A 20,984-nucleotide genomic window follows, 5' to 3' on the forward strand; every position below is an offset into this window, starting at 1 on the left:
AGCAAGTCCACAATGAAGGAACCGGCGCAACCGACCAACCCGGAAATACTAATTTCCATCTCGCCAGAAGGAGAACCGCCATGAAAATCGCTCCCAAGCTCACCCTGGAAGACGCCCGGCTGATGATGACCGCCGCCGAGAAGAAAGCCGTCGAGATCGGTGTTGACATGGACATCGCCATCGTCGACGACGGCGGCCACCTGCTGCTCTTTCAACGGATGGACAACGCCCGTATCACCAGCATCACCATCGCCATCGACAAGGCCTTCACCGCCGCTGCTGCGCGCAAATCGACACGTGCCTACGGCGAGGTCAGCGGGCCGGGCCAACCGGCATTCGGCATCAACACCAGTATCGGCGGCCGTTTCATGATCTTTGCCGGCGGCCTGCCGATCTTCATCGATGATCAGCCGGTCGGCGGTATCGGCTGCAGTTCCGGTAGCCCCGGCCAGGATGAGGAAGTGGCCCAGGCGGGACTCGACGCCCTGCTCGGATCACTGTAACTCGACCGCCGCAAGCGGCCCAGGACCGCTGCCGGCAGCATCGACGGCTGTTTCGGGCCGCCGTTCCAACCACTGAGCGCTGCCGGCAACACCGGGAAATGTTCGTTGAAAAGAATACTTAAAAAAGGTACCCTCGTCCTGTTGCCGGCTCGGTTGCCGAGACAGCCGCCCGGCATGTTCCGACCCGACCCGACGGCGGTCCTCGAAGGCATCCTGCGTCCCGGTTGACGCACGGTGCCGGAGTTCGGTCCACCTGTTCACCTAATGGTCTTTTTTATGTCCGGAGGAAAACATGTTTACAATCGTACGTCGTGAAGAAATGGCTGGCGGAACGGTGATTCTCAACGAGATTGAGGCACCGCAGATCGCCAGGAAAGCCCGGCCGGGGCAATTCGTGATCCTGAAGGCCAATGAAGAGGGTGAACGAATACCGCTGACCATGGCTGAGACCGACCCCGAGAAGGGCACCATCACCATCATCTATATGGTGGTCGGCAAATCCACCGCCCTGTTTCGCGACCTCAAAGTCGGCGACGGCTACCAGGACGTGATCGGCCCGCTCGGCAAAGCCACGCATCTGGAAAAGGTCGGCAAGGTGGTCTGCGTCGGCGGCGGCACCGGCGTCGCGGTACTCCACCCGATAACCCGGGCCCTCAAGGAAATCGGCAACGACGTCACCTGCATCATCGGCGCCCGGACGAAAGACCTGTTGATCCTTGAAGAGCAAATGAAAAATGCCTCCCATGACCTGCGGATCTGCACCGATGACGGCTCGTACGGCCATCACGGGTTCGTCACCGAGGTCCTCAAGGAAATTCTCGAGCAGGGCGATGTCAAACAGGTGGTGGCTATCGGTCCGGTACCGATGATGAAGGCGGTCAGCGCCATCACCAAGACCTACGACGTCCCGACCATGGTCAGCCTCAACCCGATCATGGTCGACGGCACCGGCATGTGCGGCGGCTGCCGGGTGTCCGTCGGCGGCGCCACCAAATTCGCCTGCGTCGACGGCCCGGAGTTCGACGGTCACCAGGTCGATTACGATGAATTGATGATGCGGCTCAGGGCCTATCAGGAAGACGAAAAAAAGTGCCACGAATCATATTGCACCATTCGTGATGCCCGCTGACGGACAACGACGCTGACAGACCATGCGTCGCTCCCATTCACCAGACTGAATTCGGCGAATTCAACGGAGGAAATAATGGCCGACAAACCAGAAAAACGCACTCGCATGCCGATGCCCGAACAGGACCCGCAGGTCAGGGCTCGAAATTTTCTCGAAGTTCCCACCGGATATACCGTTGCGATGGCGCAGGAAGAAGCGGCCCGCTGCCTGCAGTGCAAGAAACCCGGCTGTGTCGAAGGCTGCCCGGTGGGCGTGGACATTCCCGGTTTCATCAGCCTGCTCAGCAAAGGCGATCTGACCGGGGCAGTCCGTAACCTATGGTCTAAAAACGCCTTGCCGGCCGTTTGTGGCCGTGTCTGCCCACAGGAGATCCAATGCGAAGGCAAGTGCATCGTCGGCAAAAAAGGTCAACCGGTGGCCATCGGTAACCTGGAGCGGTTCTGCGCCGACTACGAGCGCGAGCACGGCACCGGCGAACTGCCGCCGAAACAGAAACCGACCGGCAAGAAAGTCGCGGTGGTCGGTTCCGGGCCATCCGGTCTGACCGTGGCCGGCGACTTGATCGTCAAAGGCCACGATGTCACCATCTTCGAGGCCTTCCACAAGGCCGGCGGCGTGCTGATCTACGGCATTCCCGAATTCCGGCTGCCCAAGGCGATTGTCGCCCAGGAAATAAACTTTCTCGAACGGCTCGGCGTCAAGATCGAGGTCAACGCCGTCGTCGGCCGGACCGTATCCCTGGATGAGCTGTTCGAACAGGGATTCGACGCCGTTTACGTCGGCGTCGGCGCCGGGTTGCCGCGCTTTATGAACATCCCCGGCGAGAACCTGGTCGGTATCCTGTCGGCCAACGAGTACCTGACCCGGGCCAACCTGATGAAGGCCTATCAATTCCCGAAAGTGGACACGCCGATTCCAATCGGCAAGCAGGTAGTGGTGCTCGGCGCCGGCAACGTGGCCATGGATGCGGCCCGCACCGCGATGCGTCTCGGGGCGGACAACGTCAAGATCGTCTATCGGCGGTCCCGCGAAGAAATGCCGGCCCGCAAGGCGGAAATCCACCACGCCGAAGAAGAAGGCATCGAGATGTTCCTGCTGACCAATCCGACCCGTTACCTGGGCAACGACAACGGCCGGCTGATCGGCATGGAATGTCTGCGCATGGAACTGGGCGAACCCGACGACTCCGGCAGACGGCGTCCGGTGCCGATAAAGGGCTCCGAATTCACCATCGACTGCGACCTGTGTATCGTCGCCGTCGGTTCCGGCGCCAATCCGCTGCTCACCAGTGAAACACCGGACATGCAGTTGAACAGGTGGGGCTACGTCGTCACCGAGGAGAAAACCGGCAAGACTACAAAGAAAGGGGTCTGGGCCGGCGGCGACATCGTCACCGGCGCCGCCACCGTTATCCTGGCCATGGGTGCCGGGCGGCAGGCCGCCGACTCAATCCACGATTATCTGACCATCGGCTGGTAAACAACCCGCCGTTTTCGGCTACGAAAGACCGGCAGGGGCGGCCCTGCCGGTCGTCTCACCGGTTTCCTCCCGCTCCCGAAGATAGGAAAGCACCTCTTCCACCCCACCGCGAAAGACGACCCGTTCTTTTTTTTTGTCGATCTGGTAATCGTACATCGGGTCGTAATACTCCTGCAGCAGGATCTTAATCCAGTCCCGGTGGCCATGGTGGTCTCCCTCCGTACGCTGGCGCTGCCAGGCGCGGTTCAGCAGCTGTTTGACCCGTACCAGCCGGGCGGCGCCAAGCCGTTTGGCCAATCGATCGGCGCTCGCCTCCATATCGGCCAGCCAGCGGACCGGTCCGGCCTCGTCGCCGAACGAGCTGCGATAAACTGCCTGGGCTTCATCGACATATTCAGCCGAAATAGTATTAATGCGCTCGGCTAGCGGCGCTTCCAGCACGATCAATACACCACCGGCGAATATGTCGGCCAGCTCTTTGGGCAGAAACCGCTTGCCGATGTGTCGCCCCTCGTCCTCAACGACCAGGGTGGCATACCGGTGGAAACGATGAATGGCCAGCGCGGCGGCCAAGCGGTTCTCAAAGTCTGCCTGACTGGGCTGCACCGTCAGGAACTGCCCGAAGGACGAGCCGCGGTGATTGGCCAGAGCTTCGAGATCGATGGTGTTGGCCAGGCGACGCAGCAGCAACGTCTTTCCCGAACCGGTCCGGCCGCCGAGGACGATCGGCACGGCGTCAATGGCCGCGGGGACGAGTTGGCCGAGTAGAAACGCGCGGAAAGCCTTGTATCCGCCAACCAGACGGGGCGGTAGTCGACCGGTCGCCGCTCCAATCCACTGCGCGGCAATGGCCGAACGACTCCCGCCGCGGGCGCAATAGAGACGGGCTTCGGGAAACTTTTCAAGATGATCGAGCCAGGCGACCAGCGCCTCCTCTCGTCGCTGACCACGGAGCAGTCGACGACCGAGGGCGTGGGCCGCATCACTTCCCTGCTGCCGGTAGCACAAACCGACGCGATGCCGTTCATCATCCGTCAACAGCGGCAGGTTGACCGCCCCAGGCACCGCCCCGGCTGCAAACTCGACCGGCGCCCGGACATCGATCAGCGGCACGCCATCGACGAGCAACCGGCTATAGGTCTCGGCGGTTTCTGCGTGGCGCGGTATGACAGGCAGCGACTGCTCCATCTCAGAATCCCGCCGCCTGTCCGTCCTTGCGGTGATCCGAGCCGGCCAGATAGCAGCCGTCCGCCGTTTTGCGGATCAATTGGGCGCCGCCAAAAACATGGGTCGGCACTCCGCTGACGATGCGATGGCCGAGCCGAGCCAATTGCCCGGCCGTATCCGGAGAAAAGCCATCCTCGATGCTGAGCGACTGGTCATGATTAACCTGCCAGCGCGGTGCGTCGGAAGCCGCCTGGGGATGTTGCCCGTAGTCGAAAACACGGGTCATCATCTGCACGTGCCCCTGGGCCTGCATATGCGCACCCATGACGCCAAAAGCCATGGCGGGTTGCCCGTCTTTCGTGACGAAGGCCGGGATAATAGTATGAAACGGCCGCTTGCCGCCTGCCACCTGGTTGGGATGTCCGGATTCGAGACTGAAACCGGCACCGCGGTTGTGCAAGCTGATACCGGTGCCCGGCACGACGACACCGGAACCGAACCCGAAGTAATTGGATTGAATCAGGGAGACCATCATGCCCGAGTTATCGGCCGCAGCCAGATAGACCGTACCCGGTTCGGCCATCGGTCCCGGCCCCGGAAATGACGCCTTTCGTCGGTCGATCAAGCGGGCCCGCTCGTCCAGATAAGCGGGATCGAGCAGCCTCGAACCGTCGATGCGCATCACCTCCGGATCGGCCAGGTGGCGGAAGACATCGGCAAAGGCCAGCTTCAGCGCCTCGGCCTGCAGATGAACGGACCCCACCGAGTCGACCGGTTCTGCAGCCAGATCGAACCGCTCGAGGATGCCGAGCGCCAACAAAGCTGCCAGCCCCTGGCCGTTGGGCGGCAGCTCGTGCAGTGTGTAGCCGCGATAATTGACGGCTAGCGGCGACACCCAGAGGGGCCGGTGAGCGGCCAGATCATCGCTGCTCAGCAATCCTCCCTGTTGCTCGGCGCACCTGCTGATCCGCTGCGCCAGTGAACCGCGATACAACGACTCGCCGTCAGTGGCCGCCAGTTCCTCCAGCGTTTCGGCCATCTCCGGAAAACGGACCACCGTGCCGGGCAACGGTGGCTGGCCGCCGGGCAGAAAGACCCGGCAGAATTCCGGAAATCCGCGAAAACTATCGGCCATCTCCCGCCACCGCGTTGCAGTTATCGGAGCCACCGGGAAGCCGTGGCGGGCATAGCCGATGGCCGCCCGAAACAACGTGGCAAACGGCAGCACGCCGAAACGCTGCGACAGCGCCGCCCAGACCGATACCGCACCGGGAACCGTGATCGCGTCCCAGCCAAAGAGCGGCATGCTTTCACCGTCGGCAAACCGCTCGGGAGACCAAGCGGCCGGCGAGCGGCCCGAACCATTGATGCCGTGCAACTGCCTGCCATCCCAGACCTGGGCGAAACCGTCGCCGCCGATACCGTTGCCGGTCGGCTCGACCACGGTCAGTGTGATGGCCGCCGCCAGCGCCGCATCCACGGCGTTACCGCCTTCCTGCAACATGCACAGACCGGCCTGGGCGGCCAGGGGCTGGGACGTGGCCACCACGTTTGCGGCCAGCACCGGTTGCCGCACCGTTCGATACGGGTAGAGCCAGTTAGCTTCCATCTCGATATCTCCCAAAGGACAACTCCTTATCGTTGTGGGGTAAAATAAAACCGCCTGCGGCAGCCGGAGGCAGGGCAGTTCAGCTCCTCCGACCATGACGCCGATTTTCATTGTTCATTGTGTCTTTCTGTCATGTGGGTTAGAAAAAATAGGTAAGCAACGACCCGAAACGCACTGTCTCGGTCTCGTAAAAGGTGATGTCGTCATCACCTCGGCCATAGCCCGCCATGCCCTGCAAGGCCCAACCTTGCCACCCGAACGGCGCCTGGTACTGGACCGTCAGGTCGATGCCGTAGGCATCCTCCTCCCTGGTCTTACCGAACACCGGATCGATCTCGTCGTAGCTGGTATGCCGATAGGAGATTTCCGGTTTCAGAGTCACCGCACCGAGTCGATAACTTGCCTGCACCCTGATCCGATACCGGGAAAACGAGGAGCTCTCCCCGTCGTAATCTCCCTGCACATAGCTCGCTCTGGTCTTGAGTTCAAAAGCCTTGGAAACCGGCAGCCGATATTCCGCGGCCAGCGCGTAAACCGACCCATCCCTGGCCAGTTGGGGCATCAATTCGCCGATCCGGTCGTTGTCCACATCGTCTTGGAGGTAGACGACATGAAGCGACAGCCCGGTGGTGCCGATCTCTTTCCAGGCCAGGTGCAGGCCATACTTCGGACTGTCGGTGGTAGAGCGCCGCTCCCCGACCAGATAGGGGTTCTCCCACACCTCTTCCAGCGGCGCGACCAATCCGTTCAACTCGACTGCCCCCCCTGCGGGCAGATAATAGGTGGCGCCTAGGTTGACCACCAGGCCTCCGGCCTCCTCGATCGGCGGCCGCACCATGAATTGCACGACGCCGCCGCCGGGAGCCCCGACGTCATAGCTGAAAAAGGGCGCCAGTACAGGAATGACCGTCAACTCACGCTCTGCCTTTTCATCCAGGCTGTCGATATGTCGTTTCGAGCCATCCGGATCCAGGTTATCGGCCCGATCAAAAGCCATCAGCCCTAGGCCGACTCCGCCTTTGAAACGCTCGAACTCCTCCGCTCCGGCTCCTTGGGCAAACCAGCAGAAGACCCCGGCCACCACCATCGTTATCGCACAGCCCCTTTTCATGGTCTCTCCTTGTATTATTGTTCCCCTGTCCGTCTGCCGTTGCGTTTTGGTTACACCACTTTCTAGCATACCGGCGGGCGGTCGGGCATGATTTTTTTCCTGTGCCGTGCAGAACCCGGCAACAGCCGCTTCCCTGTTTTCACTTTACCCGTCATCGGGTATAGTCAACAGTAAGGCGGGATCGCGCTACGTCGCCTTCCGTTACCGTTTTGCATCACCTTGACCACCATACTGTTCTGTGCCCAATACAGGCATTGAGCACAGGGCCCACCGTTCAGCACACCGACAATCAGGAGGAACCCCATGTCTTCGACCATCGACAATCTGCACGACGCGTTTTCCGGCGAGAGCCAGGCCTTTCAGAAATACAGCGCTTTTGCCAAGAAAGCCGAACGGGACGGCTTCGTCAATATCGCCAAGCTGTTCAAGACTACAGCCGAGGCAGAAAAGATCCATGCCGAAGGACACCTCAAGGCCCTTGACCTGATCGCCTCCACAGCCGACAATCTCAAGTCCGCCATCAAAGGCGAAACCTACGAATATACCGAAATGTATCCACCGATGGCCGAGTTGGCAAACACCGAGGGGCACAAAGCAAAGACCATGTTCCGGTTTGCTCTCGGTGCCGAGAAGGTCCATGCGGAAATCTATGCCAGGGCGCTGGAAGCGGTGGAAAAGGGCGTCGATATGGATGTCAGCGACTTTTATCTGTGCCCTATCTGCGGCTATATCGAGCTTGGTTCCGCGCCTGAGAAGTGCCCGATCTGCGGCGCTCTCGGCAAGGTCTTTGAAACCGTTGCCTGAGCCGTAGCCAAACCAACCTTGCCGGCGGGCTCATCCCCGAGCCCGCCGACAGGGGCCCTGCCCGGCTGCAGCATGAACGATGCCATTCCTGACAGCAGCATACCTGCCGTAACCCTTGTCTTTTCCGGCGACCTGCTCGACTTTTTCAAAGACAGCGGCGGCTCGTCGTACGTCTATCACTACCCCTTGCTGCGCCGGGCATCGATCAAAGACATTGTCGAATCGCTCGGTATTCCGCATACCGAGATCGGCCGGCTCTCGTACAACCGGAAGGAGCTGGATTTTTCATTTGTACCCGCCGGCAGCGAACGGCTGCTGGTAGAACCCCTTTCGCCGCTGTACCCGCCGACCAGGCCCTCGACACTACGCCCCGAGTCCCTTAACGAAATCCGCTTTCTGGTCGATGTCAACGTCGGAAAGCTGGTCAGATTACTCCGTATGGCCGGCCTGGACGCGACTGCAGCACTCGAGAATCAGTCGATCAAAGCCATCGCCGCCGACGGTGCAACCGATGGGCGAATTCTGCTCAGTCGCAACAGGGACCTGCTCAAGCTTCGTTCGGTGGTCTTCGGCCGGCTGATCCGAAGCCAGGACCCGACCCGGCAATTCATAGAAGTCAGCCACCTTTTCAACCTTCCTTCCCTCTACCATCCGTTTTCCCGCTGCATGGCCTGCAACGGCGTCCTGCATCCTGTGGACAAAGCCGACATCCTGGATCGTCTCGAACCGCTGACCATTCGTTACTATCATCGTTTCCACCAATGCGGCAGCTGCGGTCGTCTTTACTGGCGCGGCTCGCACCACGACCACATGGTGCGAACCTTTGGCTTCACCGAACCGGAAGAATGATTATGATCGGCCGCCTGCCGCAAAACGGCGATGACATCGCCCCTCAGAATCCCTGCGGCATCAAACAATTATCCGGAAAGAAAAAAAGGACTTATCAGACAATTAGCCATTCCCATCACCATCATAGCATGCTATACTTTCGATGTTTTTTGTCAGCGCATGACGGAAAACGGTCTTGATCGGTCTTCGGTTACCGGTTGACGCCGCCCCTCCATCCCATCAACCGAAATCATCGACAGCCATGACCGCATCAGCAACCACATCCGCCGAACAAACAGCCTCCCAGCGCGTCTACGACGAACGCTTCAAAAAACTGGTCAACGAGATCCACTCGGCCTCGTCGCCAAACGCGATCATGGTCGGGCTGCGCAACAAGATTCTCAATATCTACAACGTCGAGATGGCGACCATCTTCCTGATCGACGCAAAACACAACAAGCTCGTGTCCTGGGTGCTTCTGCCCGGCGACTCGCTGAGCAAGATCCGGATGGACATCAACCGCTCCAGCATTACCGGATTCGTTGCGGAAACCCGGCAAACGCTGAACATCATGAACGTCTACGACACCGACGAATTGCATGGCATCGATCCGTCGCTGGCCTTCGACTCGTCATGGGATCAGAAAACCGGTCATAAAACCCGGCAGGTGCTCGCAACACCGGTGGTCCACAATGCCAACCTGATGGGCGTTATCGAGTTGATCAACAAACGAAACAGCGCCGATTTCAACCCGACAGACGAAAGCCGCCTCAAGGAATTGGCCGACACGCTTGCCATAGCGCTGTTCAATCACTACAAGAGCGGCAAAAAAATCCCGATGCGCTATGAAGAGCTGGTCAACCGGGAGATCATCTCACCGCAGGAAATGGAACGGGCCATGGTTATCGCCACGCAGCAGGAGAAAGAGGTTGAGACCGTGCTGATGGAAAACTACATGATCCCCAAGGCCGATCTTGGCGACGCTCTAGCCTTTGTCTATAAGACCGGGTTTGTCGATCTCGCGGCCGAGCGCTTCTCCGCCGATTCGTTTGTTACCCCGAACACCGTCGAGCTGTTGCGCAAGCACCTGATCGTACCGCTCGAGAAAAAACGTGGCGAGATGGTCCTGGCCGCCAAAAACCCAGCCAACCAGAGCGGCATCATGGAGGTCAAGAACTTTTTCAAGGCACCGCGCATCAGCGTGATGCTCGCCTTCGGCGACGATATCCGGGAACTGATCAACTCTATCGTGCCCCCTCCGGCCGAAGACATCACGGCCATGAACGGGGCTGAAGAAGTCCCCGATGAAGAGAATTACATCCCCGAAATCTATCAGAAGATCGAAGATCAGCCGGCCGATGTCGAGGTCGACAATACCCCGGCCGTGCAGCTGGTCAACAAAATGATCGAAGATGCGGTTAAGGCCGGCGCTTCCGATATCCACATCGAGCCCTACGGCACCAGACAGGATGCCGAAGTCCGGTTTCGTGTCGACGGCTCCTGCTCCAATATACTGAACATCCCGAGGGCCAACGTCAAATCGATTATCGCCCGCATCAAGGTGCTTGCCGACCTGGACATCTCCGAGCGCCGCAAACCCCAGGACGGCAAAATCAAGTTCACGACAATGAGCGCCGACATCGTCGAACTGCGCGTTGCCACCCTGCCGACCGCCGACGGCAACGAAGATGTGGTGCTCCGAATTCTCGCCGACAGCAAGCCGATCCCGCTCTACAAACTGGCCCCGGAACGCATTCTCAACCGGCTCATCCCCTGCATCACCAAACCCTACGGCATGTTCCTGGTGGTCGGACCGACCGGTTCCGGTAAGACAACCACCCTGCACTCGGTGCTCAACTATATCAACACCCCGGAAAAAAAAATCTGGACCGCCGAAGACCCGGTGGAGATCACCCAGTACCGTCTGCGCCAGGTACAGGTCAAGCCGCATATCGGCTATACCTTCGCCGCGGCCATGCGGGCCTTTCTCCGGGCCGACCCGGATATCATCATGATCGGCGAGATGCGTGACCAGGAAACCGCCAAGATGGCCATCGAGGCCTCGCTCACCGGGCATGTTGTCTTCAGCACCCTGCACACCAACTCGGCCGCGGAAACCATTGTTCGACTGATCGAAATGGGCATGGACCCGTTTAACTTCTCCGATTCGCTGCTCGGCGTCCTCGCCCAGCGGCTGGTGCGTACCCTCTGCGAAGAGTGCAAGGAGCCCTACAACCCGACGCAGAAAGAATACGACAACCTGGTCCATCACTACGGTGTAATGTTTTTTGAACACCTGAACATCCCCTACTCCAAAGATCTCACGCTGTTTCGCGCCCGCGGCTGCGAAAACTGCAACGACAGCGGTTACAAAGGCCGCCAAGGCCTGTTCGAGCTATTGATGGCCAACAAAAAGATCAAGAGTTTGATCATCGAAAAAGCGCCCGCCGAGGACATCAAGATCGAGGCGATCGACGACGGCATGACGGTCCTGCTGCAGGAAGGAATCCACCTCATCTTTGCCGGCAAGACCGATGTCAAACAGGTCATGAGCACCTGTATGATCTGACGGCGATTCCGCCCTTAATCCCACCGCCGTTGCCGCTGCCATGTCCGCGGTAACGGGCCGTTGGCTCCGTGGTTACCGAGTTGCCGGTGCTTCTCCTCCGACGTCAGCGCCTCCCCCGGTTGCTTTTCCCGCGCTGATGGTGCTAGAATAGAGCCACAGCCGAATCCCATCTCTTGCGTAGTGATTTTCAGAACTGCTCGGGAACGGCAACGGCCCCGCCTGAGTCATGGTGTGCCTCCATTTCGGTGCACCCGCCGCCGTAAAACCGTCCGCGAGTCGTTCTCTCCCTTTATCCCGGAGGTATTGTATGGAAAACAACACCCCTGTGCAGCCGGAGAATCGCAGCTGGTTCCATCTCGATGTCCACCCGTACGTTTTTTTCATCTCCGCCGGCCTGATCCTGCTCTTCGTCGCGATGACCCTGATTTTCCAGGCCAAGGTGGACAATTTCTTCTCCACGCTGCAAACGCTGATCGGCACGTATACCGGCTGGTTTTTCGTCTGGACGATGAACATTATTCTCGTCTACGTGATATCGCTGCTGCTCGGGCGCTTTTCCGGCATCAGGCTGGGAGGTGCCGAGGCGACTCCGGAATTTACTACCCTGGGCTGGTTTTCCATGCTGTTTTCGGCCGGCATGGGCATCGGCCTGCTTTTCTACGGGGTGGCCGAACCGATGTTTCACTTTGTCGCCTCCCCGCTCGTCGAACCGGGCACCGCCGAGGCCGCCAGAGTGGCGATGGACCTGTCCTTTCTCCACTGGGGGCTTCACCCCTGGGCGATCTATGCCATCGTCGGCCTGTCGCTGGCGTTTTTCTCGTTCAATAAAGGGTTGCCGCTGTCGATCCGGTCGGTCTTTTATCCACTGCTCGGCGAAAAGATCTACGGCCCCATCGGTAACCTGATCGACATCATGGCCACCGTAGCCACCCTGTTCGGCGTGGCCACCTCACTGGGACTCGGCGTCCAGCAGGTCAACGCCGGTCTCAACCACCTGTTCGGCGTCCCGCAATCGACCCTGATCCAGGTCCTGCTGATCGGCGGTATCACCGCCATCGCGACCTGGTCGGTGGTCCGCGGGATCAGTGCCGGTATCAAACTGCTCAGCCAGATCAACGTCTACCTGGCCGGCGGCCTGATGCTCTTCGTCCTGCTGCTCGGACCAACACTGTTCATCATGAAAGCGCTGATGGAAAATATCGGCTTCTATCTGCAGAACCTGCCGCAACTGGCTACCTGGAACGAGACCTACGAGGCCACTGACTGGCAGCAATCGTGGACCATTTTCTACTGGGGCTGGTGGATCTCCTGGTCGCCGTTCGTCGGCATGTTCATCGCCCGAGTCTCCTATGGCCGGACCATCGGTGAATTCATCAAGGGAGTCCTGCTGGTGCCGACCTTTATCACCTTCGCCTGGATCACCGTCTTCGGCAACAGCGCTATCAACCTGGAGATGTTCGGAGCCGGCGGGATCGCCCGGGCCGTTCAGGAAAACGTCCCGGTCTCCCTGTTCAAACTGCTCGAGCACTACCCCCTGCAGTCGCTGACATCGATACTGGCCATCGTCGTGGTCGTCACCTTCTTTGTCACCTCCTCGGACTCCGGCTCGCTGGTCATCGACATCATTACCGCCGGCGGCAATCCCGATCCGCCGGTGCTGCAGCGTTTGTTCTGGGCCATTCTCGAGGGGGTGGTCGCCGCGGTACTGCTGATTGGCGGCGGCCTGGTGGCGCTGCAGACTGCAGCCATTACCACCGGCCTGCCCTTTTCACTGGTCTTGCTCGGGATGTGTTTCGCCCTACACAAGGGGCTCGCCGAATACAAAGAGGGGCAATCATTCGAATTGAACATCGGCGACACCAAGACCAGGGAGCTGCGCCCGAGGCCCTCGGTGAAACTGCCGACGTTCGGTCGACGTCGCTTCTGGTAGGCAGTGGTGCCAACCTGAACTCTTGGGAGATACGATATGAAAAAACTCGTGAAACAGGCTCTCCTCATGGTTTTGTTGGTTGCCGTTCTGGCGACGGCGGCGGTTACCGACGCAACGTCCCGGGAAACGGTGAAAATCGCCTATACAAACTGGTCTTCATCGATCGCCGGCGCCCATGTCATGCAAGCGGTGCTGCAGGAAGAACTTGGTTATCATGTCGAGATGATCCTCACCGATGCCGAGGAGATGTGGCAACTCGTCGCCGACGGCACGGCCGATGCAATGCTGTCGGCCTGGCTGCCGACGACCCATGAGCACTACCTGCAGACCTACCGGGACCGGCTGGAAGACCTCGGCCCCAACCTCATCGGCGCCCGCATCGGACTGGTCGTCCCCGATATCGCTTCCGGTCGCCAGGTCGGAGCCCAGGGAAAGCGAGCCCGCTCGCCGATCACGCTCGAATCGATCAGCGATCTCCCCCGCCATGCCGATGTCTTTCACCGCAACATCATCGGCATCGACCCCGAGGCCGGAATCATGGCCCGCACCAGGGAGGCAATGGCCAGCTACGACCTGGACGACTTCCGGCTGATCGAGGGCAGTGAGCAAACGATGACCGAATTGTTGGCCCAGGCCATCCGGTACAAACGCCAGGTCGTCATCACCGGCTGGACGCCGCACTGGATGTTCGCCCGCTGGAATCTGAAATTTCTCGACGATCCACAAGGGGTGTTCGGCACCACCGAGCGGATTCACACCATGGTGCGCCCCGGCCTGCACGACGACATGCCGGCGGTCTATGCCGTACTCGATCGATTCAGCTGGACGCCGGAAGAGGCATCCTTATTCATGATCTGGAACGAGAATGACCACGGGCTCTATCCATACGAAAAGGCCCGGCGCTGGCTGCGCAACCACCCCGACCGTGTCCGGCAGTGGCTGGCAGAAGGCGAGTAAACGGACAGCGCACGTCACCACAACACAGGAGCAAGCAGACCCATGGCCGAATCGGTTTTCAACAAATTCAATAACGGCTGCCTGATGGTCTTCCGCCGCGAAGGCGAGACAGTACAATTCCTCGGCACGGCCTTTCTCGTTCATGACAGCGGCTACCTGCTGAGCGTATCCCACGTCCTGCCGAGCGAAGGGGATCTGGTCGTCGTGCCCGGCGAGTCGATGAGCAACGAATTCACCCCGGTCAGCCAGGAAACGGTGACCTCGATCCCGGTCACCGTCGCCCGGCGCAACAAGGATCGGGACATCGCCCTGCTGAAAATGATGCAACCGGTGGACATGCGCCTGCCCGACTACTTCCTCGGCACAGCGGAAAACGTTCATATCGGCAGCAGGGTGATGGCGCTCGGCTACGCCTTCGGGCACCAGGCACTGCATGCGCTGGTGGCCATGAACGCCATCGTCAGCGCCCGGGTCCTCTCCCACAATGACAGCAAACTGCTGCTCTTCGACTCCATGGTCCACGACGGCGACCGAGGCGGACCACTGGTCAGCGTCGACGAGGGGGTGGTCGTCGGCATCATCAACGGTCGGTTCGATCCGCAGGAAGCGGCAAAGGAATATACCGACGGCAGTCGCACGGTTGCTTCAAACACCAATATCTCGTATGCTGTCGCCATTGATTACGGCATCGCCCTGATGGACGAGGAAGGACTCCTGACGGCGACGACATCGATATAGCGCACCGTTCCCGGCAGCAGGAAATTCCAGCTACTCCCGGCACGGCTGCAGGAACATCGGTTTATTGCCGCCCGGCCCGATCCGGCTCCTGCTAAACATCACCGCCGGGTGATGTTCAGCAGGAGCCAGTACCGGCCGGCCGGCGCTACGCAACGGCCCGCCCACATGAACGCACCTCAGAAGCGAAACTCCCTGCTCTGCCCCAATTGCCGACGACTGGTCAGCCGCTCGGCACCGGCTTGCCCCTATTGCGGGCTGAAGAAACCAGGATCTATCTGGAAGGATAATATTTTCACCCGAGTCAGCGGTGACGACACATCGATCCTGCGACTGATCCTGATCGCCAACATCGTCATGTTCGTGCTGTCGCTGGCGATCGATCCGCGGGCCACATCATTTTCCGGCCACCCGTTCGGCTTTCTCACACCGAGCAACGGCAGCCTGCTGGTACTCGGCGCCACCGGCAGCGTACCGCTCTTCCACTACCAGAACTGGTGGTCGCTGATTTCGGCGAGCTATCTGCACGGCAGCCTGATTCACATCGTCTTCAACATGATCGCACTGCACCAGCTCGGCCCCCTGATCATCCGTGAATACGGGGTGAGTAGGACGATCGTCATCTATACGGTGAGCGGCATCGGCGGATACCTCATCTCGGCGCTGTTCGGCGTGCGGCTGACCATTGGTGCTTCAGCCGCCGTCTGTGGCCTGATCGGCGCCGCCCTGTATTATGGGAAAAGCCGCGGCGGAACGTATGGGCATGCCGTTTACCGCCAGATCGGCGGCTGGGCGGTGGGAATCTTTATCTTCGGACTGCTGATCCCCGGCATCAATAACTGGGGACATGGCGGGGGGATGCTCGCCGGCGCGGCCATCGGTGCCGCTCTGGGCTACCAGGAGCGAATAGCGGAAACGATCAGGCACAAATTCCTGGGGACTCTCTGCATTATTGTCACCGGCGGGGTACTGCTCTGGTCGGCGGTCAACGGCGTGCTACTACTCTTCTTCCGGTAGTGCCGGCGCCTGGTCTTCTGTTTTATCGATCTGCGCTTCCTGCTTCTCGCGTTTGCGCTGGAGTTTTTCTTCTTTCTTTTTTTTCTTTGCCAACTCTTTCTGACGCTTTTCGAATGAATAGTTTGTTCGAGCCAAGGTCACCCCTTCTCTGTTGCTAACTGCTGAAAAAGAAAACCCCGCACCCAGGGTGCGGGGTCCACAACAACCGTATCCGGCTCTTAGAGCTGGACGACGTTGGCTGCCGCCGGTCCTTTCGGGCCGTCGACAACGTCAAAGGATACGCGAGCACCCTCGGTCAGGGACTTGAAGCCCTGAGCCTGGATGGCCGAATGGTGCACGAACACATCCTTGCCGCCATCCTGCTCGATAAAACCAAAACCTTTCGCATCGTTAAACCACTTTACTGTGCCTTCAGCCATGTTGAATTACTCCTTTTTGCAGGGTTCTTTCGTGAACCCCTTTTGTGGTAGAGCCGAGGCATCATGTGATGTTTCGACCGGACCTCTTAATAACCAGATACGATGCGCCTGTTATCCGGCGGCGCCCGACCGACAAACGGCCGCGGGCCTGCAGCGGAGGCTGATCGCACTGGTAATCGGTTACCTATTTTAAATGATTATATAGTCGATGTGGATTCCGGGTGATTGATCCAGGTGGGGAGCAGACACTTCATCGACGATAAATACGATAGAAAAAACGCGGGCATAAGGAAATGAAGGTTTCTCCTCCTACATAAGTAAAACTGGAAGATAATACGCTTCTTCGCGTTCTGCAACGAAATAAACACGAAAAAACTCAGCTCGGCACCGGCCAACACCTCGTCGCCCACCGCCACCCCGGCGTCAAACAACCGCTCAACCCGGTTCGCCGCGGCCGGAAGGCTCGAAATAACAGGCATAAACAACGAACCACTCAACTGAACGCTTGAAGGAAGATGACCGGCGGAGTAAGCTAATTTTCTGCCGATATACGCCGATCCGCGTCAGACCGGCGTCATTTACCATTGCGGAGCACCCGGTGAAAACACACCGTACCCACCTTATCTCGTTCAGCGAGGCGAGAGCCATTGTCGGCGCCCTTCCCCCGCTGCCGGTCGAGCACGTTCCTCTGTCCGGAGCCCTCGGGACCATTACTGCCGGGCCGGTGCTCGCGGCGGCGAACTGTCCGACCATCGACTCCTCCCTCAAGGACGGCTACGCCGTACGCAGCACCGATGTCGCCGGTGCCGGCCGCACCACCCCGGTCACCCTCCAACTTGCCGGCACCGTGGTCGCGGGCGGCTCTGACCAAACCGCGGTGCTGCCGGGCACGGCGGTCCGCATCATGACCGGCGGCACCTTGCCGGCCGGGGCCGATGCGGTACTCGCCTCGGAGTTTGCCGAAGAGCGGACAACCACCGTCCAGGCCCGGGCCGACGCCCATTGCGGCCGCAACGTGCTGCGCCGGGGCGCCGATATCACCGCCGGCGCCATTATCATCGAGCCGGGCGTCCGCCTCGGCGCCGGCCATCTCGGTCTGCTCGCGGCTGCCGGCGTCACCGCAGTCCAAATCTATCGACGGCCATCGATCATGGTGATCGCCACTGGCAGCGAGCTGGTTGCACCCGGCGAGCCGATCGGCCCCGGCCAGGTCGCGGCCAGCAATATGATCACCGTCGAGGCCGAGCTCAAATCGCTTGGCCTGCCGGTCGACACCGCCCTGTTGCGCGATAACCTCGACAACCTGGAAGAGGTATTCAGCAGCGCACTGCAAAACTACGACATTCTGCTCACCTGCGGCGGCGTGCTGGACGGCGACAAGGACTTGACCCTGCGCGCCATGCAGCGCTGCGGTGTGCGCCAACTCTTTCACCGGGTGCGGATCGGACCGGGCAAGGGCATCTCGATGGCGCTGGCCGGCGATACTCTGGTCTTCAATCTGCCGGGCGGCCCGCCCTCAAACCACGTGGCCTTCCGGCAACTGGCCCTGCCAGGCATCCGCAGGCGTCTCGGCTGCGACAATCCGTTTCCGGGGAGAATCACCGCCCCCGTCACCGAAACCATCAGCGGCCCTGCCGGCTGGACGCAATTCATCTACGGATATGCCGGCTGCCTTGACGCAAAATCCTCTCTCGTGGCCCGGCCGCTGACCACCCGTCCCCGGCTGCAGGCAATCGCCGAGGCGAACTGTCTGATCGAAGTGCCCGAGCAGCTCTGCGAAGTCCACGCCGGTAACCACACAACCGTCTGGCTGTTCAACGAAACATTTTAAACAACGGGGAAATAGGGAACCGGCGACTCAATCCATCGGCACGACGGCATAGCCCCGGGCCTGATAGCCGACCAGCGAGACATAACCATTGGCGACAAAAGTCACCTCGTCGACGAAATCGGCAGGCGGAATATCTTTAAGCTCGGCGGCAATCGCGCACTGCTCGATCACCGCGCCACCGGCCGTAAAGGCCCTGAGGTGTTCCCGGATCACTTGTTTTGCAGCGACCTCGTCATCCAGTACATAATGATCATCCCTGGTCATAAACGAGGTTGCTCCGCCGCGGATTCCAATAACCACATCCGTTTCGATCCCTGCTTCCTTCACTTGGTCAATCGTTTGCTCTATCAGGCGCATGCGCAGCGCCAACCGATCACCATCAGCGACATTGACGTCAAAATAGATGCCGACCCGGTCGACCCCGGACAGCGCCCTGGCATTATCAAACTGTGCCGCCTCGGCCGACACCATACCACCAAAAACAAAGACACAAAGCACAGCACAACGAATCATCGCCGTCATATCCGTTCCTCCGTCAGCAGCCAAGCTCCATCATCTGCACGATCCGGAGCGCCCGTTTTTCATCGCCGTCAACGATATACCAGACTTCGACCTGTTGCCTCCGGGCCAGTTCATCAAGGACCCCGAACCCTTCAAGCTCGGTATCCGGACCGATGCTCACATCGACCCGTTCACCCTTCACCGGCCGAATCCCTATCCGCATCTCGGGCACGGAGACAAAACTGATCAGGCCCCGCACATACAAGGCGTCATTGGTCGACATCCCATCAGCCCCGCCAAACTCCCGGCCCGATGAAACCTGCACCGAAACGGAAAGGATGCCCGTCATCACAATAAGAACAACAGATAAAAGAATACGTCTCACAAATATCATCAGCAAACCTCTCATATCCCACTGTGACCCGACAACAATCCCTGCCATTCAAGCCCGCAAATAAGTGAACCCGAAAACGGGAAGACCATCGCCCGATCGGTCAAGGCCAGCAGCACAACAATACTCCCGCGGCCCCTTATCCTGACAACAATAACCATTACCGCGGGACCTGCCAGCGAGGGCAGATGCTCGTTGATCGCCCCACCCACCAAACCGCAAACTACTCATCTACCGCGACACCTCACAAGATATTCTTGACGGAACTACAATCATTTGGCACACTGTCTAATATCTTGGCAGGCATCTGCCACTTGTCCACCGTTTCATGCCATTCCCCCGGTTCTCACAATGACGAATCCTCTGCGTTGTTATCAAAACACCTATCCTGAAGCCAGATCAATTACCGATCGATGCAGCACGTAAAAGACAACACAGACATAACAGCATGACGAGAGTACTGCTATAAACTAAGAGAAAGGAAGAATCGCGGACTAAAATCTTAAGAGATCATCGCGTTAACGATAACCGAGGGCTTCCTGATCTAGCCATGGAAATAAGAGATTTTGCGTATTATACGACTGACGCATAAGCAGTTATTTTGTAATCATTGGCACATAACAGATGGCACAAATGATCGTTGCGCCGAATCCAACAACGAAACAGAACGAACATTTATCGTTTAATTTCAGATGAATATTGATTGACCCTAGGAAGAGATTGTCCTTTGACGAAGATCACGTATGGCAAGAATGAACATTTGATTGGTGGCCAAGAAAACGAAATCAATGCCAGATAAGTACTAACCGCGAATTCGCCTAATTAACGTTACATGGCAATCTAAAAATACAGGCATCCCAAAAAGCATGAAGAATGATATCGAAAAAATAATGGAGGAACTTGCTAAAGGCTCTGACAGAATCATTGTCAATCCAGAAACGCTTGAAGAGCTAAAAAATCAAGGGATTCCATTCGATGTTGTTCCCTCTCCAACAATAGATGAATTGTTTGAACAACGAAGAATTAAAGCGAAAGAAAATGCCCCTCGGTTGCCAACTCTGCCTGAAGGTTTGCCACCATCTATCCAGGCGCTATATCAAGAAATAAGAGAATGTATATTTTTCGGATTAAATGGGGCCGCTATCACGATGTCCTCAATTTTAATCGAATACGCAATCAAATATGCAACACATATCAAGGAGTCCGGCGGGCATAGCGGTGCTGAGCCCGATAAATGGGATGAATTTGAGGAAATGGAACTTTCACCTGCCATCAACCGCGCCAAAAGGGCTGGTTTGTTGGATTCAAAATTGGCGAAGAGGCTCCATTCCTTTAGGACGACGATCCGTAACCCTTACAATCATTTCAATATTAAAAAGATCACTAAAAATGTGGTGGCACAGAAAGTAAAACGGCTTAATGTGAAGACAGGCCAAGTTGAAGTTGTTGATATTGAGGCAGAAAATAGCCCTATGATCCAAACCCAAGCAAAGCCGTTCATGGATGAGCATCATGTGATACCAGTATTTCATTTTGCTGATGAGATTGTTAAGTATCTTCTACGAAAAATTAGATAGGACCATGTAACCATGCCTTTCACTCGGATGGCAATTCCGCTGCGCTACATTGCCACCGGTGAAGGCCACGTTATGTATTCAAAGGTACAGTAGCAGGACATCGCTTACAGTTGTAGCGTCACATCGCTGACACTTTTAGGATATGGTCATCCGCTAACCAAGGAGGTGGCCATGCCCTGGAAGGAAACGACAGCGATGGAGCAGAAAATTGAATTCATTACCGAATGGCGTTCAGGACAATTCGCCATCACCGAGTTGTGCAGAGCATTCGGTATATCCCGAACGACAGCATACAAATACATTAATCGATTCCAGGAAAAAGGAATTGAGGGGTTATACGAGTTGAATCGTGCACCGCACGTTCAACCAAATAAGACCCCAGAGACAATTGAACAGAGGATCGTTGCCTATCGTAAACAATATCCGC

Annotated in this window: 21 protein-coding genes; 13 read left to right on the top strand and 8 right to left on the bottom strand. The window is 58.3% G+C overall.

All coding sequences use genetic code 11. The features are described 5' to 3' along the window. Positions 1-80: 80 nt before the first annotated feature. Positions 81-503, top strand: a complete 423-nt coding sequence (locus tag BUC26_RS18875; protein WP_073378594.1) for a GlcG/HbpS family heme-binding protein — start codon at positions 81-83, stop codon at positions 501-503. On the opposite strand, the gene BUC26_RS18880 is transcribed toward BUC26_RS18875, so the two are convergent. Next, entirely contained in the window at positions 495-764 is a 270-nt protein-coding gene (locus tag BUC26_RS18880) for a hypothetical protein (RefSeq protein WP_073378596.1), read from the bottom strand. The two genes, BUC26_RS18875 and BUC26_RS18880, sit on opposite strands and share 9 nt — an antisense overlap. Before the next feature lie 31 nt (positions 765-795). Here BUC26_RS18880 and BUC26_RS18885 point away from each other — a divergent pair, with 31 nt between their 5' ends. Next, positions 796-1,632, top strand: coding sequence for a sulfide/dihydroorotate dehydrogenase-like FAD/NAD-binding protein (locus BUC26_RS18885; protein ID WP_073378598.1), 837 nt, complete (start codon positions 796-798; stop codon positions 1,630-1,632). A gap of 75 nt (positions 1,633-1,707) precedes the next feature. Next, complete coding sequence (gene gltA, locus BUC26_RS18890; protein ID WP_073378600.1) at positions 1,708-3,111, top strand: NADPH-dependent glutamate synthase; 1,404 nt, start codon at positions 1,708-1,710, stop codon at positions 3,109-3,111. Positions 3,112-3,129: 18 nt separating this feature from the next. Here gltA and mnmH read toward each other — a convergent pair whose 3' ends face one another. The 3 genes from mnmH to BUC26_RS18905 all read right to left on the bottom strand — a co-directional run bounded on the left by mnmH (position 3,130) and on the right by BUC26_RS18905 (position 6,998). After that, positions 3,130-4,299 (bottom strand): tRNA 2-selenouridine(34) synthase MnmH, encoded by a 1,170-nt coding sequence (gene mnmH, locus BUC26_RS18895; protein ID WP_073378602.1) that lies wholly within the window; start codon positions 4,297-4,299, stop codon positions 3,130-3,132. 1 nt (position 4,300) lies between these two features. Further along, complete coding sequence (locus tag BUC26_RS18900) at positions 4,301-5,887, bottom strand: gamma-glutamyltransferase family protein (protein ID WP_073378632.1); 1,587 nt, start codon at positions 5,885-5,887, stop codon at positions 4,301-4,303. Between the two features lie 139 nt (positions 5,888-6,026). Next, on the bottom strand, positions 6,027-6,998 hold the full coding sequence (locus tag BUC26_RS18905) for a DUF2860 family protein (RefSeq protein WP_161949884.1): 972 nt from the start codon (positions 6,996-6,998) through the stop codon (positions 6,027-6,029). A 303-nt stretch (positions 6,999-7,301) separates the two neighbouring features. On the opposite strand from BUC26_RS18905, the gene BUC26_RS18910 reads away from it, so the two are divergent. The 7 genes from BUC26_RS18910 to BUC26_RS18940 all read left to right on the top strand — a co-directional run bounded on the left by BUC26_RS18910 (position 7,302) and on the right by BUC26_RS18940 (position 15,838). Continuing rightward, positions 7,302-7,802, top strand: a complete 501-nt coding sequence (locus BUC26_RS18910; protein ID WP_073378605.1) for a rubrerythrin family protein — start codon at positions 7,302-7,304, stop codon at positions 7,800-7,802. A gap of 72 nt (positions 7,803-7,874) precedes the next feature. Then, the gene (locus tag BUC26_RS18915; RefSeq protein ID WP_073378607.1) at positions 7,875-8,651 is read left to right on the top strand and encodes a Mut7-C RNAse domain-containing protein; all 777 of its coding nucleotides are present in this window, start codon (positions 7,875-7,877) and stop codon (positions 8,649-8,651) included. Positions 8,652-8,892: 241 nt separating this feature from the next. Beyond that, positions 8,893-11,199: a GspE/PulE family protein gene (locus BUC26_RS18920; protein ID WP_073378609.1), complete on the top strand. Its 2,307-nt coding sequence runs from the start codon at positions 8,893-8,895 to the stop codon at positions 11,197-11,199. 307 nt (positions 11,200-11,506) lie between these two features. Then, positions 11,507-13,129: a BCCT family transporter gene (locus BUC26_RS18925; protein ID WP_073378611.1), complete on the top strand. Its 1,623-nt coding sequence runs from the start codon at positions 11,507-11,509 to the stop codon at positions 13,127-13,129. Positions 13,130-13,165: 36 nt separating this feature from the next. Further along, entirely contained in the window at positions 13,166-14,086 is a 921-nt protein-coding gene (locus BUC26_RS18930; protein ID WP_073378613.1) for a glycine betaine ABC transporter substrate-binding protein, read from the top strand. Between the two features lie 42 nt (positions 14,087-14,128). Beyond that, positions 14,129-14,824, top strand: coding sequence for a S1 family peptidase (locus BUC26_RS18935; RefSeq protein WP_073378615.1), 696 nt, complete (start codon positions 14,129-14,131; stop codon positions 14,822-14,824). 165 nt (positions 14,825-14,989) lie between these two features. Continuing rightward, positions 14,990-15,838, top strand: a complete 849-nt coding sequence (locus tag BUC26_RS18940; protein ID WP_073378617.1) for a rhomboid family intramembrane serine protease — start codon at positions 14,990-14,992, stop codon at positions 15,836-15,838. Here BUC26_RS18940 and BUC26_RS23810 read toward each other — a convergent pair. Together BUC26_RS23810 and BUC26_RS18945 are read right to left on the bottom strand one after the other, a co-directional pair. Continuing rightward, positions 15,821-15,973: a hypothetical protein gene (locus tag BUC26_RS23810; RefSeq protein ID WP_167369268.1), complete on the bottom strand. Its 153-nt coding sequence runs from the start codon at positions 15,971-15,973 to the stop codon at positions 15,821-15,823. The two genes, BUC26_RS18940 and BUC26_RS23810, sit on opposite strands and share 18 nt — an antisense overlap. 83 nt (positions 15,974-16,056) lie before the next feature. Further along, a complete protein-coding gene (locus tag BUC26_RS18945; protein WP_073378619.1) occupies positions 16,057-16,257 on the bottom strand; it encodes a cold-shock protein in 201 nt (66 codons plus the stop codon). Between the two features lie 598 nt (positions 16,258-16,855). Between BUC26_RS18945 and BUC26_RS18955 the strand changes: the two genes are divergently transcribed. Further along, positions 16,856-18,088, top strand: coding sequence for a molybdopterin molybdotransferase MoeA (locus tag BUC26_RS18955; protein ID WP_073378623.1), 1,233 nt, complete (start codon positions 16,856-16,858; stop codon positions 18,086-18,088). A gap of 27 nt (positions 18,089-18,115) precedes the next feature. On the opposite strand, the gene BUC26_RS18960 is transcribed toward BUC26_RS18955, so the two are convergent. Both BUC26_RS18960 and BUC26_RS18965 read right to left on the bottom strand, forming a co-directional pair. Then, a complete protein-coding gene (locus tag BUC26_RS18960) occupies positions 18,116-18,610 on the bottom strand; it encodes a DsrE family protein (protein WP_073378625.1) in 495 nt (164 codons plus the stop codon). Positions 18,611-18,623: 13 nt separating this feature from the next. Continuing rightward, complete coding sequence (locus tag BUC26_RS18965; RefSeq protein ID WP_073378627.1) at positions 18,624-18,872, bottom strand: hypothetical protein; 249 nt, start codon at positions 18,870-18,872, stop codon at positions 18,624-18,626. A 974-nt stretch (positions 18,873-19,846) separates the two neighbouring features. On the opposite strand from BUC26_RS18965, the gene BUC26_RS18970 reads away from it, so the two are divergent. Next, positions 19,847-20,557: a hypothetical protein gene (locus tag BUC26_RS18970; RefSeq protein ID WP_073378628.1), complete on the top strand. Its 711-nt coding sequence runs from the start codon at positions 19,847-19,849 to the stop codon at positions 20,555-20,557. Positions 20,558-20,728: 171 nt separating this feature from the next. Then, on the top strand, positions 20,729-20,984 hold a 256-nt coding region (locus tag BUC26_RS18975), incomplete at its 3' end, for a helix-turn-helix domain-containing protein (protein ID WP_143166074.1).

Origin of the sequence: Desulfofustis glycolicus DSM 9705 (assembly GCF_900130015.1) — a bacterium.
GTDB lineage: Bacteria > Desulfobacterota > Desulfobulbia > Desulfobulbales > Desulfocapsaceae > Desulfofustis > Desulfofustis glycolicus.